Genomic DNA, 17,668 nt, shown 5'->3' on the forward strand with positions numbered 1-17,668 from the left:
AATGATTGAAGTTTTTGTCGATGCCGCAACTGCCGGTTCTCCAAAGGTCAGTGCCGTTGGTGTATTCATCCGCGGCGAAGGCCATTCGATCAAGCACAAAGAGTTTGTCGGTGAAATGGACAACCATGTGGCAGAATTTACAGCTTTGATAAAAGGACTTGAAATTGCAGCGGAATTGACATCGGAAATGGTTTCGATAAAGTCCGATTCAAAAGTGGTTGTCGATGCATTCGAAAAAGAATTCATCAAAAATCCTCTTTATAAACCGCTGCTGGAAGAAGCATTGAAAATCTCCAAAACTTTCACATACTGTTTCATTAAATGGATTCCTGATTCCCAGAATCGCGCAGCCCACGAGTTGGCTGGCACAGCCCTGCGTGCCAACCGAAAAGAATGAAAGTATTCAAATATCTTCCTCCAATCAATGCCCAGCTCCGGCTGTTTCTGATATGATATAGAGAGTACATGCTATTGGAGGAATTTGATGAGAACAAAATTGGGGACTGCATTGGATATATTCATACTGGTCATTGGACCATGGATTATCTATACAAGAATTATTGAAATCATGGAAAGCGGACCAGCGGTCTACCCCATCATTTCAATCGTCATCGTAACATTGGCTGTGATATTCGCCATCTATAACCTATATATTCTGTTCAGCGGCAAACAGCAAGACAATACAAGAAAGTAGTCCGGAAAGGTGATTTTGTGAATTCTGTTCTTTTCTATATAATTCCGCTCATCATTTATGCGATTGTGAATAATACGGTGGATAATCTTTATTGGCCTCATTTTTTGCTGCTGTTGGCTTCTTTTGTCGTATTTCAGCTGGCACGCGTGAGATATCCAAAAGATAAAATTCCAGCAACCGCCAAAGTCACGCAAGGTGCCTTTTATATCTTGACTGTCGCATTCATCTTCCGCGATCAATTCCTGGAACCATTATTCATCAATGTGTTCCTCGGAATCACAATCGGTCTCGTCATCATAGAAATTATGCAAGGCAAAAAACAGGCTTCCAAGTGAAGCCTGTTTTTTCTTGATGAATAAAAATCATGATATTAAAACAGCAAAAAGCGCGCAGACGTTCTCTTAGCTTTTATAGCGTGTCGGGAAAGAAAGCTGGGAAACCGATATTCCGCAAAACAGCTACGCTTTCCTGGGGGCTTGCAAAAACCCGTGCTCCTGCATCGCTACGCTAGCTTCGTCGCAAAGAGCCGGCCTTGCAAGCTACGGCCAACTCTTAGCTAACTCGGTCTCGTTACACTTCGCCCGAGTGGATCTCAGCACTTCACTCGTAACGGAGTTGTAAGCCAACTCCGTTACTGCTCCCCTGGGAGTCTTCGCTATTTTGCTCCATATCTTAGAAATGCTTTCAATTAAGTAGCAATATATAAAATTAAATTAGTAATGAGAAAGCCGACAAATAGATTCTGCTCTACATTAAAATATAGCGGCAGGCGGCGAAGAGCAAAGACTTGTCCTCACAAGCTTCGGCATTCTCTTTCCAGCTGGATTCAATGCAAGGCCTGAGACCCCACAGGAAAGGTTTGATCGAACAGCATTCGAACGAACCTTTCCGACGAAACGCCGAGCACTGCAACGGTTTTTCATGTCTCGAAGTTAAGGCAGCGATGCAGAGAAATGAGCACTGGGTTTTCGTAGCGAATGAGGAGCATTTGGCATTTCCCAGTTGGACGCGCATGCCTTGTGCGCAATAACTGAAGAATTCTACAATTTTTCTACAATCTGAAAAAGCGCGGAGACGTTCTCCGCGCTTTTTTGGATAATATATTCATGCTTCTTCTTCACCAGACTTTTTGGCTTGCTGGACTATAAAGAAAATCCCGAAAGTTCCAGCCAGCATAGCTGGTACGGATCCGGAGAACATAAAGATCCACTGATCGGTAAACATGGAAATAATCATAAAAATCATTGGAAATCCGATTAATAAAAATAATGATACAAATAAGGCAATCTTCGACAAATTCCTCATATAGCACCTACTTTCCGGATTACAAGCAGCAATGCATCTACTTTATGAATTTCACCATCAAATCTTCATCAATGTATCTGTCCCCTGTTTTCATGGAATGAACTTCTGTCCCATATTTCTCAAAACCGTACCGCAGATAAAAATTCTTTGCCCTCAAATTATGGCTTGCCACCATCAGATCAAGCTGTTCGAGCCCTTCCCACGTTTCAGCGTATTCCATCAATTTTTTCATAAGATCGTTAGCAGTTCCTGTACCCCGATAAGCCGGGCTGACATAAACAGCTACGATGGAAGCTCTGTGATTCATCTTGGGCACAGTATTACGCTTCAGCGTCATGTTGCCGATCAGTTTGCCATCATCATATGCACCGAAGGTTACGGAATGCTCCGAAGCCAATTGTCCACGAGTTTTCTCAATTGGTTTGTTTAAAGCATCTTCATATAAAACGGCGAATGCATCAGGGGTGTCCAGTAAGGCCTCGAGCCTCAAAATGTTATATGACTCAGCTTCATTCGGTGTGACGATTTTAATTTCCATAAACATTTACATCCTTCTCATATGAATTTCTGGGTGACTCTTCCTTTGCCTTCCTTGACTTCCACTTCTGCGAGTGCACCGTTTACAAAAGTGATTTGAGGAGGCATATGTCCGCAATCCACATCATAGATGAGCGGTATCCCTGACTCTGCTTCAAAATCCATATACATTTTTTCAGCAGTGTAACCTTCTGTCGGATGATTTGCTGCGCTTCTGCCAAAGAGAATGCCTGCACAATTGTCGAACCATCCAGCATATTTCATCTGAGTCAATGACCGCTTTAAATCCGCTACCGACATTTCACAATTCTCAAGATACCAGACTACAGACTCTCCAGGAATGTGCTTTTCCCTGAAACTTTTAACATCGCCATAAGGCGTCCCGGCAAGATGATGGATTACATCGATGCATCCTCCCAGCAGCCTGCCTTCAAATTTTAACGGTTTGCCGGAAACTGTCTTCCATTCCGTTTCCTCTGTCAAATGAAAGACCATTGGGGATGGATTTTGATGATCCCAGCTTTTTTGATGGAATGCTGATGATTCCTGGATGACTTCCCCACCTTTTTCAGTTGTAAGAACATCAATCCATTTAGCTGTGGTTTCATCTTTTTCCGGACCGCGCAAATCAATGATATTAGTGCCGTGGGCAGTGGCGATGCCCGTATTCAAAGTTATTGTAAGAAGCAGCAGGCTGGTGTCTGAATAGCCGAGGATCCATTTAGGACTTATATTACTGAAGTCCAAGTATTCAAGGATTTCGATGAGTAATTCCCCTCCCCATGGCGGGATGATGGCATCAACCGTCGAATCATTAAGCATTTCCATCAATTCATGGGCTCTTTCTTTCGCAGGGGCGGATTTAGCATTTTCCTGCGTCCAGGCAGTCTTGCCGATTTTCACTTCAAAACCATTCTCCTGCTGACGGCTGATCGTCTGCTCAAGAAGTGGATGAAGCTCTTTGTCCACCCCGGATGATGGAGCGGTAATTGCAAGAGTCCTTATATCAGTTGATGGATATTGAATCATATGAAAACCCCATTTCCTGGTTGCTCTTCAAGTTTTACGTCATTGTCAACAATGCCAGAAGCATGCCGCATAAGATGACTCCTCCGAGCAGAAATAAAAAAACATGCACTAAAAATTCGAGAAATTTATTGCCTTCACGGTCAAGCGGTTTGGCATCCAGATTGGCTACACCATAAGACAGTCCTGTTTCCTTATAATGCTGCTTTGTTTTCCGAAATTCCTTCCTGCTTCTCCTCGGCTCCATAAAACCCCTCCTCAATCAGTTTCTGTATATTCATTATGTGATATTAATCATTATACTAAACTTACAATGATATGAAAGACCTACTTTCTAATAATTCCGAAAAATTGGTCAGAAAAATAATAATTGTATCCAAATAATTTCAGAAAGCGCATTTTTCCATTAAAAAAGAATCCCACTAAGGGATTCTCGCTTATGCCTGGACTTGTTGAACAGCTTTATAACTTTTAATTCCGAGAACCGCCTGGAAAATTCCGGCGATTGTGCAAATAATAATAGCCGCATAGCCTAAGCCTGTAATCGGCTGCAGCATCAATGTTCTGATTACGATCAGCAATAACATTGCAGTAAGTGCAAAATTCACGATATACGGCCTGTCATAAAATTTCTTCAATGCATAAGCTGCAAATATGGCTGCAGCTATAATTGCCAAAGATAGAATAGTTCCCATCAGTACCCCTCATTCACTATAAGATTTTCTTAAATCTTACCATGTTTTCGGAACATTCGATATAGTCGTGGAAAAGCTTTCAGCGAATAAATTCCGGGAAGATTATTTGAAGCTTCTGTAAATTTTACAGGAAGCCATTCATTTATTCCTTAATTACTTATATAGTAGATAGTGACAGTCAGAGAACAAAGGAGAGGATAAGATGAATAACCACGAAATTGATTTCAAACTGTACGGAGATGACATGCAATTTGTGGAGGTGGAATTGGATCCGAATGAGACAGTGGTTGCAGAAGCAGGCGCATTGATGATGATGGAAGATGGCATCGCAATGGAAACGATTTTTGGGGATGGCTCCGGCAATGATGCAGGCAGCGGCGTCATGGGCAAGCTTCTTGGGGCAGGAAGACGGATCATTACGGGTGAAAGCTTGTTCATGACTGCTTTCACCAATAAAGGGAACGGCAAACGGACCGTTTCTTTTGCATCCCCTTATCCCGGTAAAATTGTGCCACTCGATCTTAGCAGACTCGGCGGTAAAGTCATCTGCCAAAAAGATGCGTTTCTGGCTGCAGCGAAAGGTGTCTCCATCGGTATTGAATTTCAGCGGAAACTGGGTACAGGATTTTTCGGTGGCGAAGGGTTCATCATGCAAAAACTGGAAGGCGATGGAATGGCCTTCATCCATGCAGGTGGAACCCTTTACCGAAAAAATCTTCAAAAAGGTGAAGTGTTGAAAGTAGATACGGGCTGCCTGGTCGCTATGACGGCAGACGTGGAATATAATATCGAAATGGTGCCTGGCGTGAAAACTGCGCTGTTCGGCGGAGAAGGCTTATTTTTTGCCACTCTTCGCGGACCAGGAAGCGTATGGGTGCAATCCCTGCCCTTCAGCCGCCTTGCAAGCAAGGTATTTGCAGCAGCTCCTCAAAATCCTGCTGGCCGATCCAAAGGCGAAGGCAGTGCAGCCGGCGGTCTATTCGATTTACTGGGTGGCAGATAATAGAGAAAAGGTCACACTCGCCAAAAGTCTGGCAAGTGTGACCTTTTGTTTTAATTACTTTGCTTTCTCATGACTTCGACGGCTTCATTGTATTTATCAAAATCGAATTCAAGACTATTGGGCTTGTAGAAAAACAGGATCGATTCCTTTTCGCCATGTGCCAGTAAATGAGTGACAACGGCTTTAGGGCTTTTCATATTTACTCCTGCCTGATCTGCATCCGTTAAAAGCTCCAGAATGTTCGGAGGTATATTAGTCATTGATTGGCTCCTTTCAAGATTAATGTCACTGTAGCCTTATTAAACATAATCGCGGATATCCGTTATGGTTTCCAGAACTTTAAAATCTTCCCTCTCCAAAAGACGGATCAATTGTTCAGCCGTTTGATCAGGGGTGCTGAGCATCCCCTGATTCTTATACATTTTGAAATTCTCAATCATAGGAAAATCAGTTTCTGAGCTTTCACGGATTTTCTCCTGCATCCCCGTATCGATGATGCCAGGGGCGATTGACATGGTTTTGATGTCTTTGTATTCTTTTGCGAGGCATAAACTGAAATGGTCGAGTCCCGCTTTACCTGCGCAATAAGAACTCCACCCTTCGTAAGCCTTCCTGCCGGCGCCTGAGGAAATGTTGATGATTCTTTTTTGTGCCGCAAAATCTGCGGCCAATGAAATGAACGCGCCACTAGTGATCATTGGTGCAGTCAGATTCAAAGTGACGCTATTGCTTACTTCGGCTGCCTGGTTATTTTCTGCAAAGCCGATGGGTGAAATTGTTCCCGCATTATTAATGAGGGTCAGACTGGTGACATCCTCAGAAATTAAATCGAAAATCCTGCCCATCAATTCTGGGATGTCAGATGTATTTAATAAATCGAATTCAAAAGGCTTGGTTCCTGGCCAATCTTCTGAAAAAGAACGCGCTATGCCGTATACCTGATGGCCTTTGTCTGTCAATTGTCTGCTGAGGGCATTGCCGATGCCTTTGGAAGCCCCTGTAATTATGTAAGCCTCCATCGTCATTCCCCTTTCTCGTACATGATTTCGCCGTCTACCACCGTCATTTCAACTTGAGCCTCGAGAATCTGCTCCTCGTTCCCTTGAAACAGGTCACGATCAAAGACGCTGAAATCAGCATCATATTTTACAGCGAGGATGCCTCTCGAATGTTCTTTGCAAATGGCAGCCGCGCTGCCGCTCGTATAAAGCTGTACGGCTTCAAAGCGGCTGAGCTTTTCTTCCGGCATAAATCCTTCATGGGTTTCATAAGGTCTGCGTCTCGTTACAGCCGCATAGATTCCCTGCTTCGGATCCACTTCTTCGATCGGAGCATCCGATCCTCCGGCACAAATCAAACCGCGGTCGAGCAATTTTTTCCATGCATAAGACCATTCAAGGCGCTCTTCTCCAAGCCGTTCAACGACCCACGGAAAATCCGACGTCACAAAACTTGGCTGAAGATCAAGAATCGCATCGATCTTTTCCATGCGCTCCACGAGATCTTCCCGCAGGACCATGCTGTGGATCAACCGGTCCCGCTTCCCTTTTGGCACCGGGTGAGCTTCAATCGCATCGAGTGCTTTTTCCATTCCCAAATCACCTATGACATGGATAGCCACAGCTTCACCATGTTTTCGCGCTACAGACACCAGACGTTTTAATTCTTCATCTGAATGGATTGCAACACCGCTGGTGGAAGGGTCGTCATTATAAGGCTTGCTTAATAGCGCAGTCCGTCCGCCAATGGAGCCGTCAGCGAAAATCTTCATCGGTCCCGGATCTACAAAAGGCTCCACATATGAGGCATTTTTCATCATTTCCTCAAATGCACTATGAGCCCGAAGCAAGTGGGCGCGGAATTTGGTTTTTCCTCCCAATACATTCTTGAATGCCTGCAATGGTTTTGAGTAATGGCCATAATAGCCCATATCTTCTGTGTGTGCACCGGTCAGTCCCAAAGCCAGTAAATCATCCACAGATGTCTGCAATGCTTTCGTCAGATATTCCACACTCACTTCCGGCACAACGTCCGCTACAAGATCCTGAGCTGCGTCCAATAAGTAGCCGGTGGGCTCCCCATCAGCGTCACGCACAATCAGTCCGCCTTCCGGATCGGGCGTATCTTTAGTTATGCCTGCTAATGCAAGCGCGCTGGAGTTTGCCAGTATGGCATGCCTGCAGACACGCTTCAGCAGCATCGGAGATGTTGAGATTTCATCCAGTTCAACTCTGTGGAAGATTTTCCTGTCCGGAAAATTGTTCTCATTCCAGCCTTCCCCGATAAACCATTCATCGGACGCCAAACCTTCGGTGGATTCGATGAGCTGCTGTTTCATGTCTTCAGAAGAATCGATTTTTGAAAGGTCCACGCGGAGCAATTTTTCACCGTGTCCTATCATATGCATATGACTGTCAACAAAGCCTGGATATAATACTTTTCCTTTCAGATCGATTTCAAGATCAGCTTCATCCTTCAGTTCCTTTAATGAACCCATTGCTTCTATTTTACCGTCAGCGACCAAAACAGCTTCCACTGTCTCCCCTTCTGCCGCCATCGTATAAATAATTCCTCCATGCCATAACGTCTTCATCGACTCACTCCTTTTCTCTCATTCATCATAAGTTGAATTCACAGGATATTCAATAATTCCCACATCTATTATTGAAATTTTCCTTCTGACCCGCCAGACACTTATGGACTGGCACGATATGTTATAATGGTTCCATATTTGGAAAGCAGAGGTGAACCTCCTGTCTCGGGAGGATTAATTGGACAGTTTACTTATCTTGAATTTATTCATCATGTCGCTTTTGATAGCGATGACAGCATTATTTGTGGCAGCGGAATTCGCCATTATCAAAGTTCGTGTTTCACGCATCGATCAATTGATTTCAGAAGGCAATGGCAGCGCGGCGATTACCAAAAGAATTATTGATAACCTGGATTACTACCTTTCCGCCTGCCAGCTTGGAATCACGGTTTCTGCCCTGGGTCTGGGCTGGCTCGGTGAACCGGTGATTGAACAGTTGCTGCGTCCGCTGTTCGAAACGCTGAATGCCAATGAACCTGTTACCACTTTATTTTCATTCGGAGTGGCTTTTGCCATCATCACTTTCTTCCACGTCGTGATTGGTGAAATGGCCCCTAAAACGATGGCGATTCAAAATGCAGAGCATATCGCTTTAAGAGTGGCATGGCCTCTTTATTTCTTTGGAAGATTCATGGAACCCGCCATCCGCATTATGCACGGCACTTCCAAAGGATTGCTTAGCATTGCTGGCATCAAAACAGTAGGATATGAACAGGCGCATTCCGAAGAAGATTTGAAAATCATCATGACCCAAAGTTATAACAGCGGTGAAATCAATCAGACAGAGCTGTCGTATATGCAGAATATCTTTTCTTTCGATGAAAGAATGGCAAAAGATATTATGATTCCGCGCACACAAATGGAGACCATCTCTATGGAAATGGATCATGGCGATTTGATGGAAATAGTACGGGAGCATCAGTACACCCGCTATCCGGTTACGGAGCAGGGAGATAAAGATGATATCATCGGCTTTATCAACGTCAAGGAAATGCTGACGAACTATACAAAGGAAATGGATCTGAAAAAAAGCATTGCGATGCACGATATCCCTTTTGTACATGATATGGCTCCAATTCAAGACGTATTGGTCAAAATGCAGAAAGAGCATGTCCACATGGCGATAGTGGTTGATGAATACGGCGGCACAGCCGGCGTCATCACAATGGAAGATATACTTGAAGAAATAGTCGGGGAAATCCGGGACGAATTCGATGAAGATGAACGGGATGAAATCAAGGTCCTGGATGCTAACCGTTATCTGTTGAACGGCCGAGTCCTATTGTCAGATCTTGAGGAACGCTTTGCGCTGAATTTTTATGACAGTGAAGATGTGGACACCATCGGCGGTTGGGTACAAATGATGAATACAGAAATCAGCGAAGGCGGAAAAGTGGAACTTCCCGGCCATACCATTACCGTACGTGAAATGGAAAATCATCAGATAATCAGGTTGCTGCTTGTTAAGCATGAGTAAAGTGATCATATGAATATTCTTCAAATATAAAAGGGTGCCGGATTTTTTCCGGCACCCCTTTTATTATGATCCTGCGCGCATCATTTCTTGTCCTGCAGTAGCGATTTTTCATATTCGAATTTCTTCATCAGCATTTCACCGCTGTAACCTTCTTCAATCAATTTTGCGAGTATAGCGCGTGTATCTTCATCCGAAGCTTCCGGCTGGTGCTCCCGGTCAATCTCCACTTCATTTTCAGGATCCGTTATCCAGTCGGAATAACCGCCTGTATACAGACGCAACGAGTCATAACCTTTTTCAGCCAGCATAGCGTATAAAGGAGCTGCCGTAACGCCACTGCCACAATAAACAACTACCGGTTCATTTTGCTGAATTACAGATGAAAAGTCCACTTCGGTATCCAGTTTCCCGTGGCTGACCAACTGGCTCCAGTCAAAATTATGCGCACCTGGGATCCGTCCTGCTACACGGTCCAGCGGTTCTTCGATTCCCGCATAGCGTTCTGGAGACCTTGCATCAAGCAGAATGCCAAGTTCATCACCTTTAATCACAGTTTTAACATACTCACGGTCCGCGTATATTTCATTTTTAAATTCAGGCTCATAATTCGAAGGAGTGAATTCAGGAATTTCTTCTGATACTGCCGCTCCATTTTCCTTCATTTCCGAAAAGCCCATTTTGCTGATGTAGACATTCTCGAATCCACAATATTTCAATAACCACCAGGCTCTTGCGGCAAAAGGCGCTCCTCCCTGGTCATATACGATAATATGATCGTCAGCAGACAATCCGCTTTGCCGGATCAATCCGACTAATTTCTCGTTTGAAGGCATCGGGTGCCGGCCGGCTTCAGATGCCATATCACTCAAATCCTTTTCGAGGTCCCAGTAAATCGCACCTTCGATATGTTCCTGTCTATAAAGAGTTTCCCCCGTCTCCGGCTTGCCCAGTTCATACCGGGTATCGATCCAGCGATACTGATCCGTATCCAGCGTTTCTATGAATACTTTCATTTCCTACACCCTTTCGCTTATCAGATTTGTATATATTTCTTTCCATTGCGCCAATTTTTCTTCCTGCTGCAATAACGTCCGCTCAGAATCGATCTGGTCAGTGCCTTGTCTGATAATATGCTGCCTTAACCCTTCCGCTTCCTGTTCAATCCAGAATTCTGCCCATTCAGCCAGTTTCCGTTTCTCTTTTTCGAGATAAACTTGGGCATCAGGCTCCATCAGAGCTTGAAGAGCGTCACGAAGTTTTTCTTTTTCATTTTTCTCGAAAAAGCTTTTATTGTTTCGATAATAGGATTTTACCGAAGAATAATCCGTACCTGTAAAGGCCTTATCAGGTTCAAGCATCGATGCTTCTGCCACTTCGTAAGGAGTGAATGAGAAATCAGGATTTTGCACCCGCAGTTTTTCAGTTTCGTCCCGGAAGCGGCTTTCAATGTTTTTCGCTATCCGCTGCGAGAGGCGGAAATTAGTGACCCTGATTTCCTGTTCAAAATCAAATGCCGTCATTTCCACCAGTTCGTGTAAAGCCGCGTTTAAAGCTTGCTGTGCCGATTTGCCGGCAAATAAGGAAGGGTTGAATGATTCCTTGAAAAAATCATTGAATCGGTAAAACACACGCTGATTCACATAATATAACAATTCACTCAGATCCTGCATCGCATCCTTGATCATTACCGGAGCAGGCGAATCCGCAAATTGCTTACGCAGCTGCTGTTCCAGAAGCTTCAGTTCCGCCAATCGTTCATCTTTGCGGGACATATTGGAATCGGTATGCTCAATCAATGATCGGAAGCGTGCAACCGCTTTTTGTTCTTCTTCTGCCAGGGATTGAACTGCCATCCCTTTTAACTCATCTTTCAAAAAGTGCTGGAAAGCTTCTTCGAATTCCGGCATTCCTGATTGCTCACGATTTTTCAGCGCCTGAAGGCTTGAAACTCCGAACAGCCGTGGGAATCTGATGCCGAAACGCTGCAATTCCTCTTTCACGTAATTCTCGACCGATTCCTGCTCTTCTTTGTTTTGCGCCAAATCGATGGCATTGACAACAAAGAACATCTTATCCATTTCAAAAGCATCTTTCACGCGCCCGAGTTGAATCAAAAATTCCCGGTCTGCCCTTGCAAAGGCATGATTATAGTAAGTGATGAACAATATGGCGTCTGCATTCCGGATGTATTCAAAAGCTACATTCGTATGGCGGGCATTGATCGAGTCTGCACCGGGGGTATCGACTAATGTAACACCGCTGCGCGTTAACTCGCAATCGTAATAAAAATCGATTTCATCCACAAAGCAGCTGCGTTCTTCCTTGGCGACATATAAACCGAATTCTTCCCGGTCTGTTCGGATGGTTTCTCCCAAACGGTCTTTAAAATCACGATAGCCGGCTTTGAAAGCTTCAATAAAGGATTTATGCACTTGCTGCTCAGTACCGCCGGCTTCCGGCAGATCCCCGGCTTTTCGGTAAGCATCGTCCAATGTCTGAACTTTAACACCGAATACTTCAAAGGAATTGCGCACATCTTCCGTCATTTCCTGTACTGTCTTCAAGCGTACATCGGCCGTTTCATGAGGATGATTTTCACTGACCGGACGGATGCGGTTAATCGTCGCTGTAGTTGGATTAGGAGAGACCGGCAAGACAGTTTCGCCCATCAGCGCATTTGAAAATGAGGATTTTCCTGCGCTGAAAGCACCGAATAATGCAATTGTGAATTCCTGTCCTTCTAGTCGCGAAGCTTTTCTTTTCAAATAATCTGCTGTTTCCTCAAAGCCTCTGATCGGACTGAGCGCGGATGACGTATTCAGAGCACGACTCAGCACCGCATTCTCATCATGCTGATCGGTGCCGACAGTTTGTGCATATTGCTCAACCTTTTCTTCGACTGCATTATCATCAGCTGCCAGCATTGAGGGATCAAACTCGACCATTTCATCTGTCGAAGCCTGGAACTCGCTGCGCCATTCTTCCAGAAGCGTTTCCGCAGCCGCCTTTTGTTTCGGCAGCATCGCGGAGAATGCACGCTCAACTTGCTCAATTCTTTCATTCATTTCTTCCAGCGTACTGATGGCAAGCAGCTTCTGATTCAGCGTTTCAGCCTTCATGCCAATTTCTGTACCTGCATCTTCAGGGATTGATTCGAATTTCTCCTTCTGCGCATTTTTCCAGCCTTCGGTTTCTTTTATGAACCAGCGCTGTATGCCGACACTTAAACTATTTGCGAAATTAAGGACTGTGTCACCAGTTATCAGGACACCTTTTGGCAGTTGGTCTTCAACTACTGAAAACGGTACTTCCAGTTCCATATCATCAATTGCCAGGGAATCCTGGTCAGTCAATAACGCTGCATCCTTCAAAGCGGATTTCATCAATCTTTTCAGATGCACGGTGATTTGAGAAGGAATAACAGTTCCCAGTTTTTCTTTGACGTCATCCCGGCGGGCATCACGTTCAGCCTCCGTCTTTTTGCCGCTGAACAGCATGCCGACTTTAAAGTCGGGTTGCATGGCTTCCAGATAAAGCGTTAAGGAATTTCTCAACTCGTATGGCATGATATTGGCATTTTCGAGCAATTCTTTGCGGTTCTTTTCGAAATCGCCTTTCCAGCTCTCAAAATCCTGTACAGATAATCGCCGTTCCACTTTATTAGTCTCTGCTTTGACATCTTCACGCATTTCCCATTCTTCCGGGCTCAACACGTTTGAAAAAGCCTCCAGCCTTTCCATCTTTTCATCTTCTAAAAAGTTCAGATGTTCATCTTTCAATTGGGAAAGCGCGGATTCCGCAGCTTTTCCGACATTTCCTTCCCAGCCTTCCATTGATGAAGAAACAAGTGCTTTAACTGATTCAAAGTCATTGCCGTCCATTTCGAAATCCCGCAGTGACGTAAAGAATATGCCTTTCGGTTCGACTCCCCAAGCTGAAAAAGAATCCGCTACAGATTTTTTGAATGCCGGAAAATCCAGTTCGCTGTCCTGATGCTTGTCGATTTGATTGACAATCAGGTAAAGGTCCGTGTATTTTTGCAATTCTTTTGTGAAATTGAAGTTCAATTCGGATTGGACGTGGTTATAATCCATTACATAAAAAACCATATCTGCAATATGCAGTGCAGATTCAGTGGAGATCCTGTGTGCATCATCTGTCGAATCCACTCCCGGAGTATCCATGACACTAACACCATCCGGTAAAACTGAGTCTTTGTGGCCGATATCGATCTGTGTCACATCACCGCTTTTGCAATACTGCTTAACGGCATCAAAATCATAATTTTCAGGAAAATAAACCGGCTTCCCTTCCGTCTTATTGACGATGGCAAAATCAGAATCTGCTTTGTGCACATTTACGATATTGGCACTGGTCGGTATCGGACTTGATGGCAATAAAGTTTCGCCAGTCAATGCGTTTATCATGGATGATTTTCCCGAAGAAAAATGTCCCGCAAAACCGATGATGAACTGATTTTTCAATATTTTCTTTCCGAACAATTTCGCTTTCGCTGCACGGTCAGTGTCGTCGTTCTCTTCAAAGATGCGGTGCAGCCGCGCAGTTTCTATTAATTCATTATGATGGTCCAAAGCTGTCATATTCCGGTATCCCCTTCATTTTATACTCCTTTTATCATACCATTTATCGCGATAAACGAAAAACATCCCCTCCATTTAAGGAGAGGATGTGGTTGAATTTCCATTTACTGAAAGTCATTTCGCTTTATGCAAGTGCTTATGCTGACTAGACACTGTCTACTTCTATAACATTTCCGTTTTAGACGAGTACTTTCAGTAAGGAGCGGCTATCACTTCATTCTGATTATATTTTGAAATAAAGGATTTACTTCTAAACCAGAATTAAGCTGAAGCGAAATTTTTTATAGAAAGTGATCTAAGATATGAAGCAAAACAGCGAAGACTCCCAGGGGATTAGAAACAGAGTTGGTTTACCTACTCTGTTTCGAGCGAAGTGCTGAGATCCACTCGGGTGAAGTGGAACGAGACCGAGTTAGCTCAGTGCAAGCCCCCAGGAAAGCGCAGCTGTTTTGCGGAATATCGGTTACTTACTTACTTACTTACTTACTTATTTACTTACTTAATTTCTTGCCAGCTATAGATATTTCTATTTACTTCAGAATCATCAATAGCTTGTTTGGGCAAAACGGGCGTTTCCGCTTTTTTTAAGAAAACCCATGTATCGACATGCCTCCGTCTACAAACAGCGTCTGGCCCGTTATATAGCTGGATGCTTCTGATGCCAGGAATACGACCGGCGTGGCAACTTCCGGAAGTTCACCGACGCGCTTCATCGGAGTTACTGCCAAAATCGAATCCAGATATTCTTTGTCGTTCAACAGTTTTTCCGTCAAAGGCGTCCGGAAATACCAAGGACCGATGGCATTGACACGAATATTCTTCTCGCCCCATTCCATTGCCATTACACGAGTCATCTGGATGATGGCTGCTTTTGATGCGGCATACACGACGCCTGTTTTTAATGCCCGCTCACCGCCGACTGAACTGATATTGATGATCGAGCCGCCACTCTGCATTTTCTTTGCTGCTTCCTGTGAAAACATGAAAACGCTTTGGGCGTTAGTATCCATAATCTTATGCCATTCATCATCCGTCGCATCCAGCAGCTTTGAACGGATGTTCATGCCTGCATTATTTACAAGAACGTCTAGTGCGCCAAACCGTTCCATCGTATTTTCAACCACCCGGCGAATTTGGCTCCGGTCGGTTATATCAGCAACTGCATATTCTGTCCGGTCATTGCCGATCAGTTCCTTTACATTCTGCAAATCTGATTCCGTCCGTGCAACAAGCATAACGTTGGCGCCTGCTTCCGCTATTGCCAGCGCAATAGCCTGGCCGATCCCTTTACCCGCACCTGTCACAATTGCTGTTTTTCCTTCTAAACTGAATGACTTCAACATTTTATCGCCTCCGGCTCCTATTATAATCGAAAATTCCGGTAATTGTCCCGCCACGATTCAATTAGATGGGCAGAGGAAAAGATTCTTTCAGGAAAATAAAACGATTCTGTCACCCTTCAATCTTTACCAGCTGTTCTTTTTCGACATCAAAGCCGCCGATGCCATCCGGGTCTTTATTATATTGAATAATACCCATCGTTTTCTCTTCGGCTTCAAATTCCTGAAATTCCTCATCAGCTAGAACTAAAAAAAAGTCTGCATACACACGGCCGTCACCAATAATGACATTCCCCTCATAGTTCACCTGAACTGCCAAGCTGTCTAAATGGATGTTACTGTCTGCTTTTTTGGCAAAAAGAATCGCTTCGCCTTCTGCTATTTCGGGAAGTGATGGAACAGCTTCACTATCTTTGCCATCCTCCACTTCTCTCAGCAACTCCTTGTCGATCAGATATTGCGCAGAAGTTACATCCATGATCAGCAGCCGTTCTCCGTCAGCCTCCATAAGTTTTACCAAAATTGAATCTTTTTCAATTTGGCCTTTATGCTCTTCTTTAAGCGAGGCCAAAACTTTTTCTTCATCCCCGTAAAGGATGATTCCATTTGCTTTGTCTAATATACTGCAGCCTGACAAAATTATCGCCCCCGCACACAATGCCGTTATCCATAATGTGATCTTTTTCATGATCTTCTCTCCTCAAATCTTATTTTTACATCCACAGTTAATTATCAGGATCAATCTGGGATGTCTTCAGTATAGGACGGATGTTAAAAGGCAGCATTTACCGAAGATGACGCTAATCTTACAGTTTCGTCATAAATAAAAAAAGCCGTCCCGATTGCAGCCGGGACGGCCTTAGCATTCACTTTATACTAATTGATAGACTTTTGAATATTTCTCTTCCAGGTATTTCGCCAGATGCTCTGCATTCAGCCCTTCACCGGTCGCTTCCTCCAAAATTTCGAGAGGTTTTTTCATCGAACCATGTTTGTGCACATTCTCTGTCAGCCAGTTCCGGATTGGTGCAATATCTCCTGCAGCCAAAAGTTCATCATAATTCGGCAGGTCCTTCAACATGGCATTCTTGAACTGCGCTGCATACATATAGCCGAGCGCATATGATGGGAAGTACCCGAAGCTTGCGCCAGCCCAATGGACATCCTGTAACACGCCTTCAGAATTGTTGGAAGGGCGGACACCAAGGTATTCTTCATATTTATCATTCCATAGCTGCGGCAGGTCCTTCACTTCCAAATCGCCATTGAACAGCCCTTTCTCCAACTCGTAGCGGATCATGATATGAAGTGCATAAGTCAGTTCGTCCGCCTCAATACGGATGAGTGAAGGCTTGGATTCATTGATAGCACGGATGAACTCTTCCTGTGACACCTGTCCGAATTGTTCCGGTGAAAACATTTTTAACATCTCATAATTCTTTTCCCAGAATTTTTCACTGCGGCCGACAAAATTCTCGAAAAATAACGATTGGGATTCATGAATGCCCATAGATGCGCCAGTCTCCACTAATGTTCCACTTAACTCTTCCCCGATATTCTGTTCATATAATGCATGTCCGCATTCATGGATAGTGCCGAATACTGCCGTACGGAAATCCTTTTCATCATATTTAGTCGTGATCCGAACGTCTTGGCGATTGATGCCGATCATGAAAGGATGCACCGTTTCGTCGAGCCGTCCGGCATCGAAATCATAGCCAAGCTGCTCCAGAATCTTATCACTGAAACTTTCCTGTGCCTCTTTCGGAAACTGGCGATACAGGAAATCTGTCTGTGGTTTGTTGGGTGAATCGGCAATTTTCTGCACCAGTGGGATGATGCGGCTGCGCAAGTCGCCGAATACCTCATCCAGAATTTCAGTAGTCATGCCAGGTTCATATTGATCCAACAGCGTATTGTAGGCACTGCCGTTCTTTTCTCCCCAATAGCCGATCATTTTTTTCGTCGTAGCCACCATCTTTTCAAGATAAGGCTGGAATAAAGAAAAGTCATCTGTATCTTTGGCTGTTTCCCAAACAGATTCAGCTTTGGATTGAAGGATCACGAATTCCTTGTATTCATCAGCTGGAATCTTTTTGCTTAAATCATACTGTTTCCGCGCTTCTTCAACAGAACGAAGCATTACCGGATCCAGCTCCTCTTTTTTCGCTTCCAGTGAAGTTATCAGCTCACCGAATTCATCTGAAGTTGACATAATAAAAATATCAGAAGAAATCACACCGATTGTTTCTGAACGCAAATCGACACCTTTTTTCGGTGCGCCAGTGCGCAAATCCCAATAAAGCAATGAAACAGCTTCATTATAAGCTTTCAATTTTTTCATATGATCCGTAAATTGCATTTCCAATGACATATAAATCCCCCTTTGTCGAATGG

Annotated in this window: 17 protein-coding genes; 5 read left to right on the plus strand and 12 right to left on the minus strand. The window is 44.2% G+C overall.

The annotated features are described in order from the left end of the window. Nucleotide 1 precedes the first annotated feature (1 nt). From D2910_RS02810 to D2910_RS02820, 3 genes are all read left to right on the plus strand, one after another. On the plus strand, nt 2-397 hold the full coding sequence (locus D2910_RS02810) for a ribonuclease HI family protein (RefSeq protein WP_117312339.1): 396 nt from the start codon (nt 2-4) through the stop codon (nt 395-397). An 87-nt stretch (nt 398-484) separates the two neighbouring features. Beyond that, nucleotides 485-694: a hypothetical protein gene (locus tag D2910_RS02815; protein ID WP_084245622.1), complete on the plus strand. Its 210-nt coding sequence runs from the start codon at nt 485-487 to the stop codon at nt 692-694. 17 nt (nt 695-711) lie between these two features. Further along, entirely contained in the window at nt 712-1,029 is a 318-nt protein-coding gene (locus D2910_RS02820; protein WP_101802949.1) for a hypothetical protein, read from the plus strand. Between the two features lie 1,007 nt (nt 1,030-2,036). Here the strand turns inward: D2910_RS02820 and D2910_RS02830 are convergent. The 4 genes from D2910_RS02830 to D2910_RS02845 all read right to left on the minus strand — a co-directional run bounded on the left by D2910_RS02830 (nt 2,037) and on the right by D2910_RS02845 (nt 4,257). Next, entirely contained in the window at nt 2,037-2,537 is a 501-nt protein-coding gene (locus tag D2910_RS02830; protein WP_117312590.1) for a GNAT family N-acetyltransferase, read from the minus strand. Nucleotides 2,538-2,554: 17 nt separating this feature from the next. After that, on the minus strand, nt 2,555-3,565 hold the full coding sequence (locus D2910_RS02835; RefSeq protein ID WP_117312340.1) for a S66 family peptidase: 1,011 nt from the start codon (nt 3,563-3,565) through the stop codon (nt 2,555-2,557). A gap of 34 nt (nt 3,566-3,599) precedes the next feature. Next, complete coding sequence (locus D2910_RS02840; protein ID WP_084245614.1) at nt 3,600-3,809, minus strand: hypothetical protein; 210 nt, start codon at nt 3,807-3,809, stop codon at nt 3,600-3,602. 190 nt (nt 3,810-3,999) lie between these two features. Continuing rightward, the gene (locus D2910_RS02845; RefSeq protein WP_117312341.1) at nt 4,000-4,257 is read right to left on the minus strand and encodes a hypothetical protein; all 258 of its coding nucleotides are present in this window, start codon (nt 4,255-4,257) and stop codon (nt 4,000-4,002) included. 202 nt (nt 4,258-4,459) lie between these two features. Here D2910_RS02845 and D2910_RS02850 point away from each other — a divergent pair, with 202 nt between their 5' ends. Further along, nucleotides 4,460-5,260: a TIGR00266 family protein gene (locus D2910_RS02850; RefSeq protein ID WP_101802945.1), complete on the plus strand. Its 801-nt coding sequence runs from the start codon at nt 4,460-4,462 to the stop codon at nt 5,258-5,260. A gap of 50 nt (nt 5,261-5,310) precedes the next feature. On the opposite strand, the gene D2910_RS02855 is transcribed toward D2910_RS02850, so the two are convergent. The 3 genes from D2910_RS02855 to D2910_RS02865 are packed head-to-tail and all read right to left on the minus strand — an operon-like array spanning nt 5,311 to nt 7,853. Further along, nucleotides 5,311-5,520 carry a hypothetical protein gene (locus D2910_RS02855; protein ID WP_084245608.1) on the minus strand — a complete coding sequence of 70 codons (210 nt, stop codon included), beginning with the start codon at nt 5,518-5,520 and terminating at the stop codon, nt 5,311-5,313. A gap of 39 nt (nt 5,521-5,559) precedes the next feature. Continuing rightward, complete coding sequence (locus tag D2910_RS02860; RefSeq protein ID WP_240633540.1) at nt 5,560-6,279, minus strand: SDR family NAD(P)-dependent oxidoreductase; 720 nt, start codon at nt 6,277-6,279, stop codon at nt 5,560-5,562. A gap of 2 nt (nt 6,280-6,281) precedes the next feature. Further along, on the minus strand, nt 6,282-7,853 hold the full coding sequence (locus D2910_RS02865; RefSeq protein WP_117312343.1) for an amidohydrolase: 1,572 nt from the start codon (nt 7,851-7,853) through the stop codon (nt 6,282-6,284). Nucleotides 7,854-8,031: 178 nt separating this feature from the next. Between D2910_RS02865 and D2910_RS02870 the strand changes: the two genes are divergently transcribed. Further along, a complete protein-coding gene (locus D2910_RS02870; protein WP_117312344.1) occupies nt 8,032-9,330 on the plus strand; it encodes a hemolysin family protein in 1,299 nt (432 codons plus the stop codon). Between the two features lie 80 nt (nt 9,331-9,410). On the opposite strand, the gene D2910_RS02875 is transcribed toward D2910_RS02870, so the two are convergent. From D2910_RS02875 to D2910_RS02895, 5 genes are all read right to left on the minus strand, one after another. After that, nucleotides 9,411-10,343 (minus strand): sulfurtransferase, encoded by a 933-nt coding sequence (locus D2910_RS02875; protein ID WP_117312345.1) that lies wholly within the window; start codon nt 10,341-10,343, stop codon nt 9,411-9,413. 3 nt (nt 10,344-10,346) lie between these two features. Beyond that, nucleotides 10,347-13,931, minus strand: coding sequence for a dynamin family protein (locus D2910_RS02880; RefSeq protein WP_117312346.1), 3,585 nt, complete (start codon nt 13,929-13,931; stop codon nt 10,347-10,349). A gap of 584 nt (nt 13,932-14,515) precedes the next feature. Then, complete coding sequence (locus D2910_RS02885; RefSeq protein ID WP_117312347.1) at nt 14,516-15,274, minus strand: SDR family NAD(P)-dependent oxidoreductase; 759 nt, start codon at nt 15,272-15,274, stop codon at nt 14,516-14,518. Nucleotides 15,275-15,383: 109 nt separating this feature from the next. Then, a complete protein-coding gene (locus tag D2910_RS02890) occupies nt 15,384-15,959 on the minus strand; it encodes a lipoprotein BA_5634 family protein (protein WP_117312348.1) in 576 nt (191 codons plus the stop codon). Nucleotides 15,960-16,142: 183 nt separating this feature from the next. Then, a complete protein-coding gene (locus D2910_RS02895) occupies nt 16,143-17,645 on the minus strand; it encodes a carboxypeptidase M32 (RefSeq protein ID WP_117312349.1) in 1,503 nt (500 codons plus the stop codon). Nucleotides 17,646-17,668: the final 23 nt, after the last annotated feature.

The sequence above is a fragment of the Planomicrobium okeanokoites genome (assembly GCF_003428875.1).
GTDB lineage: Bacteria > Bacillota > Bacilli > Bacillales_A > Planococcaceae > Planococcus > Planococcus okeanokoites.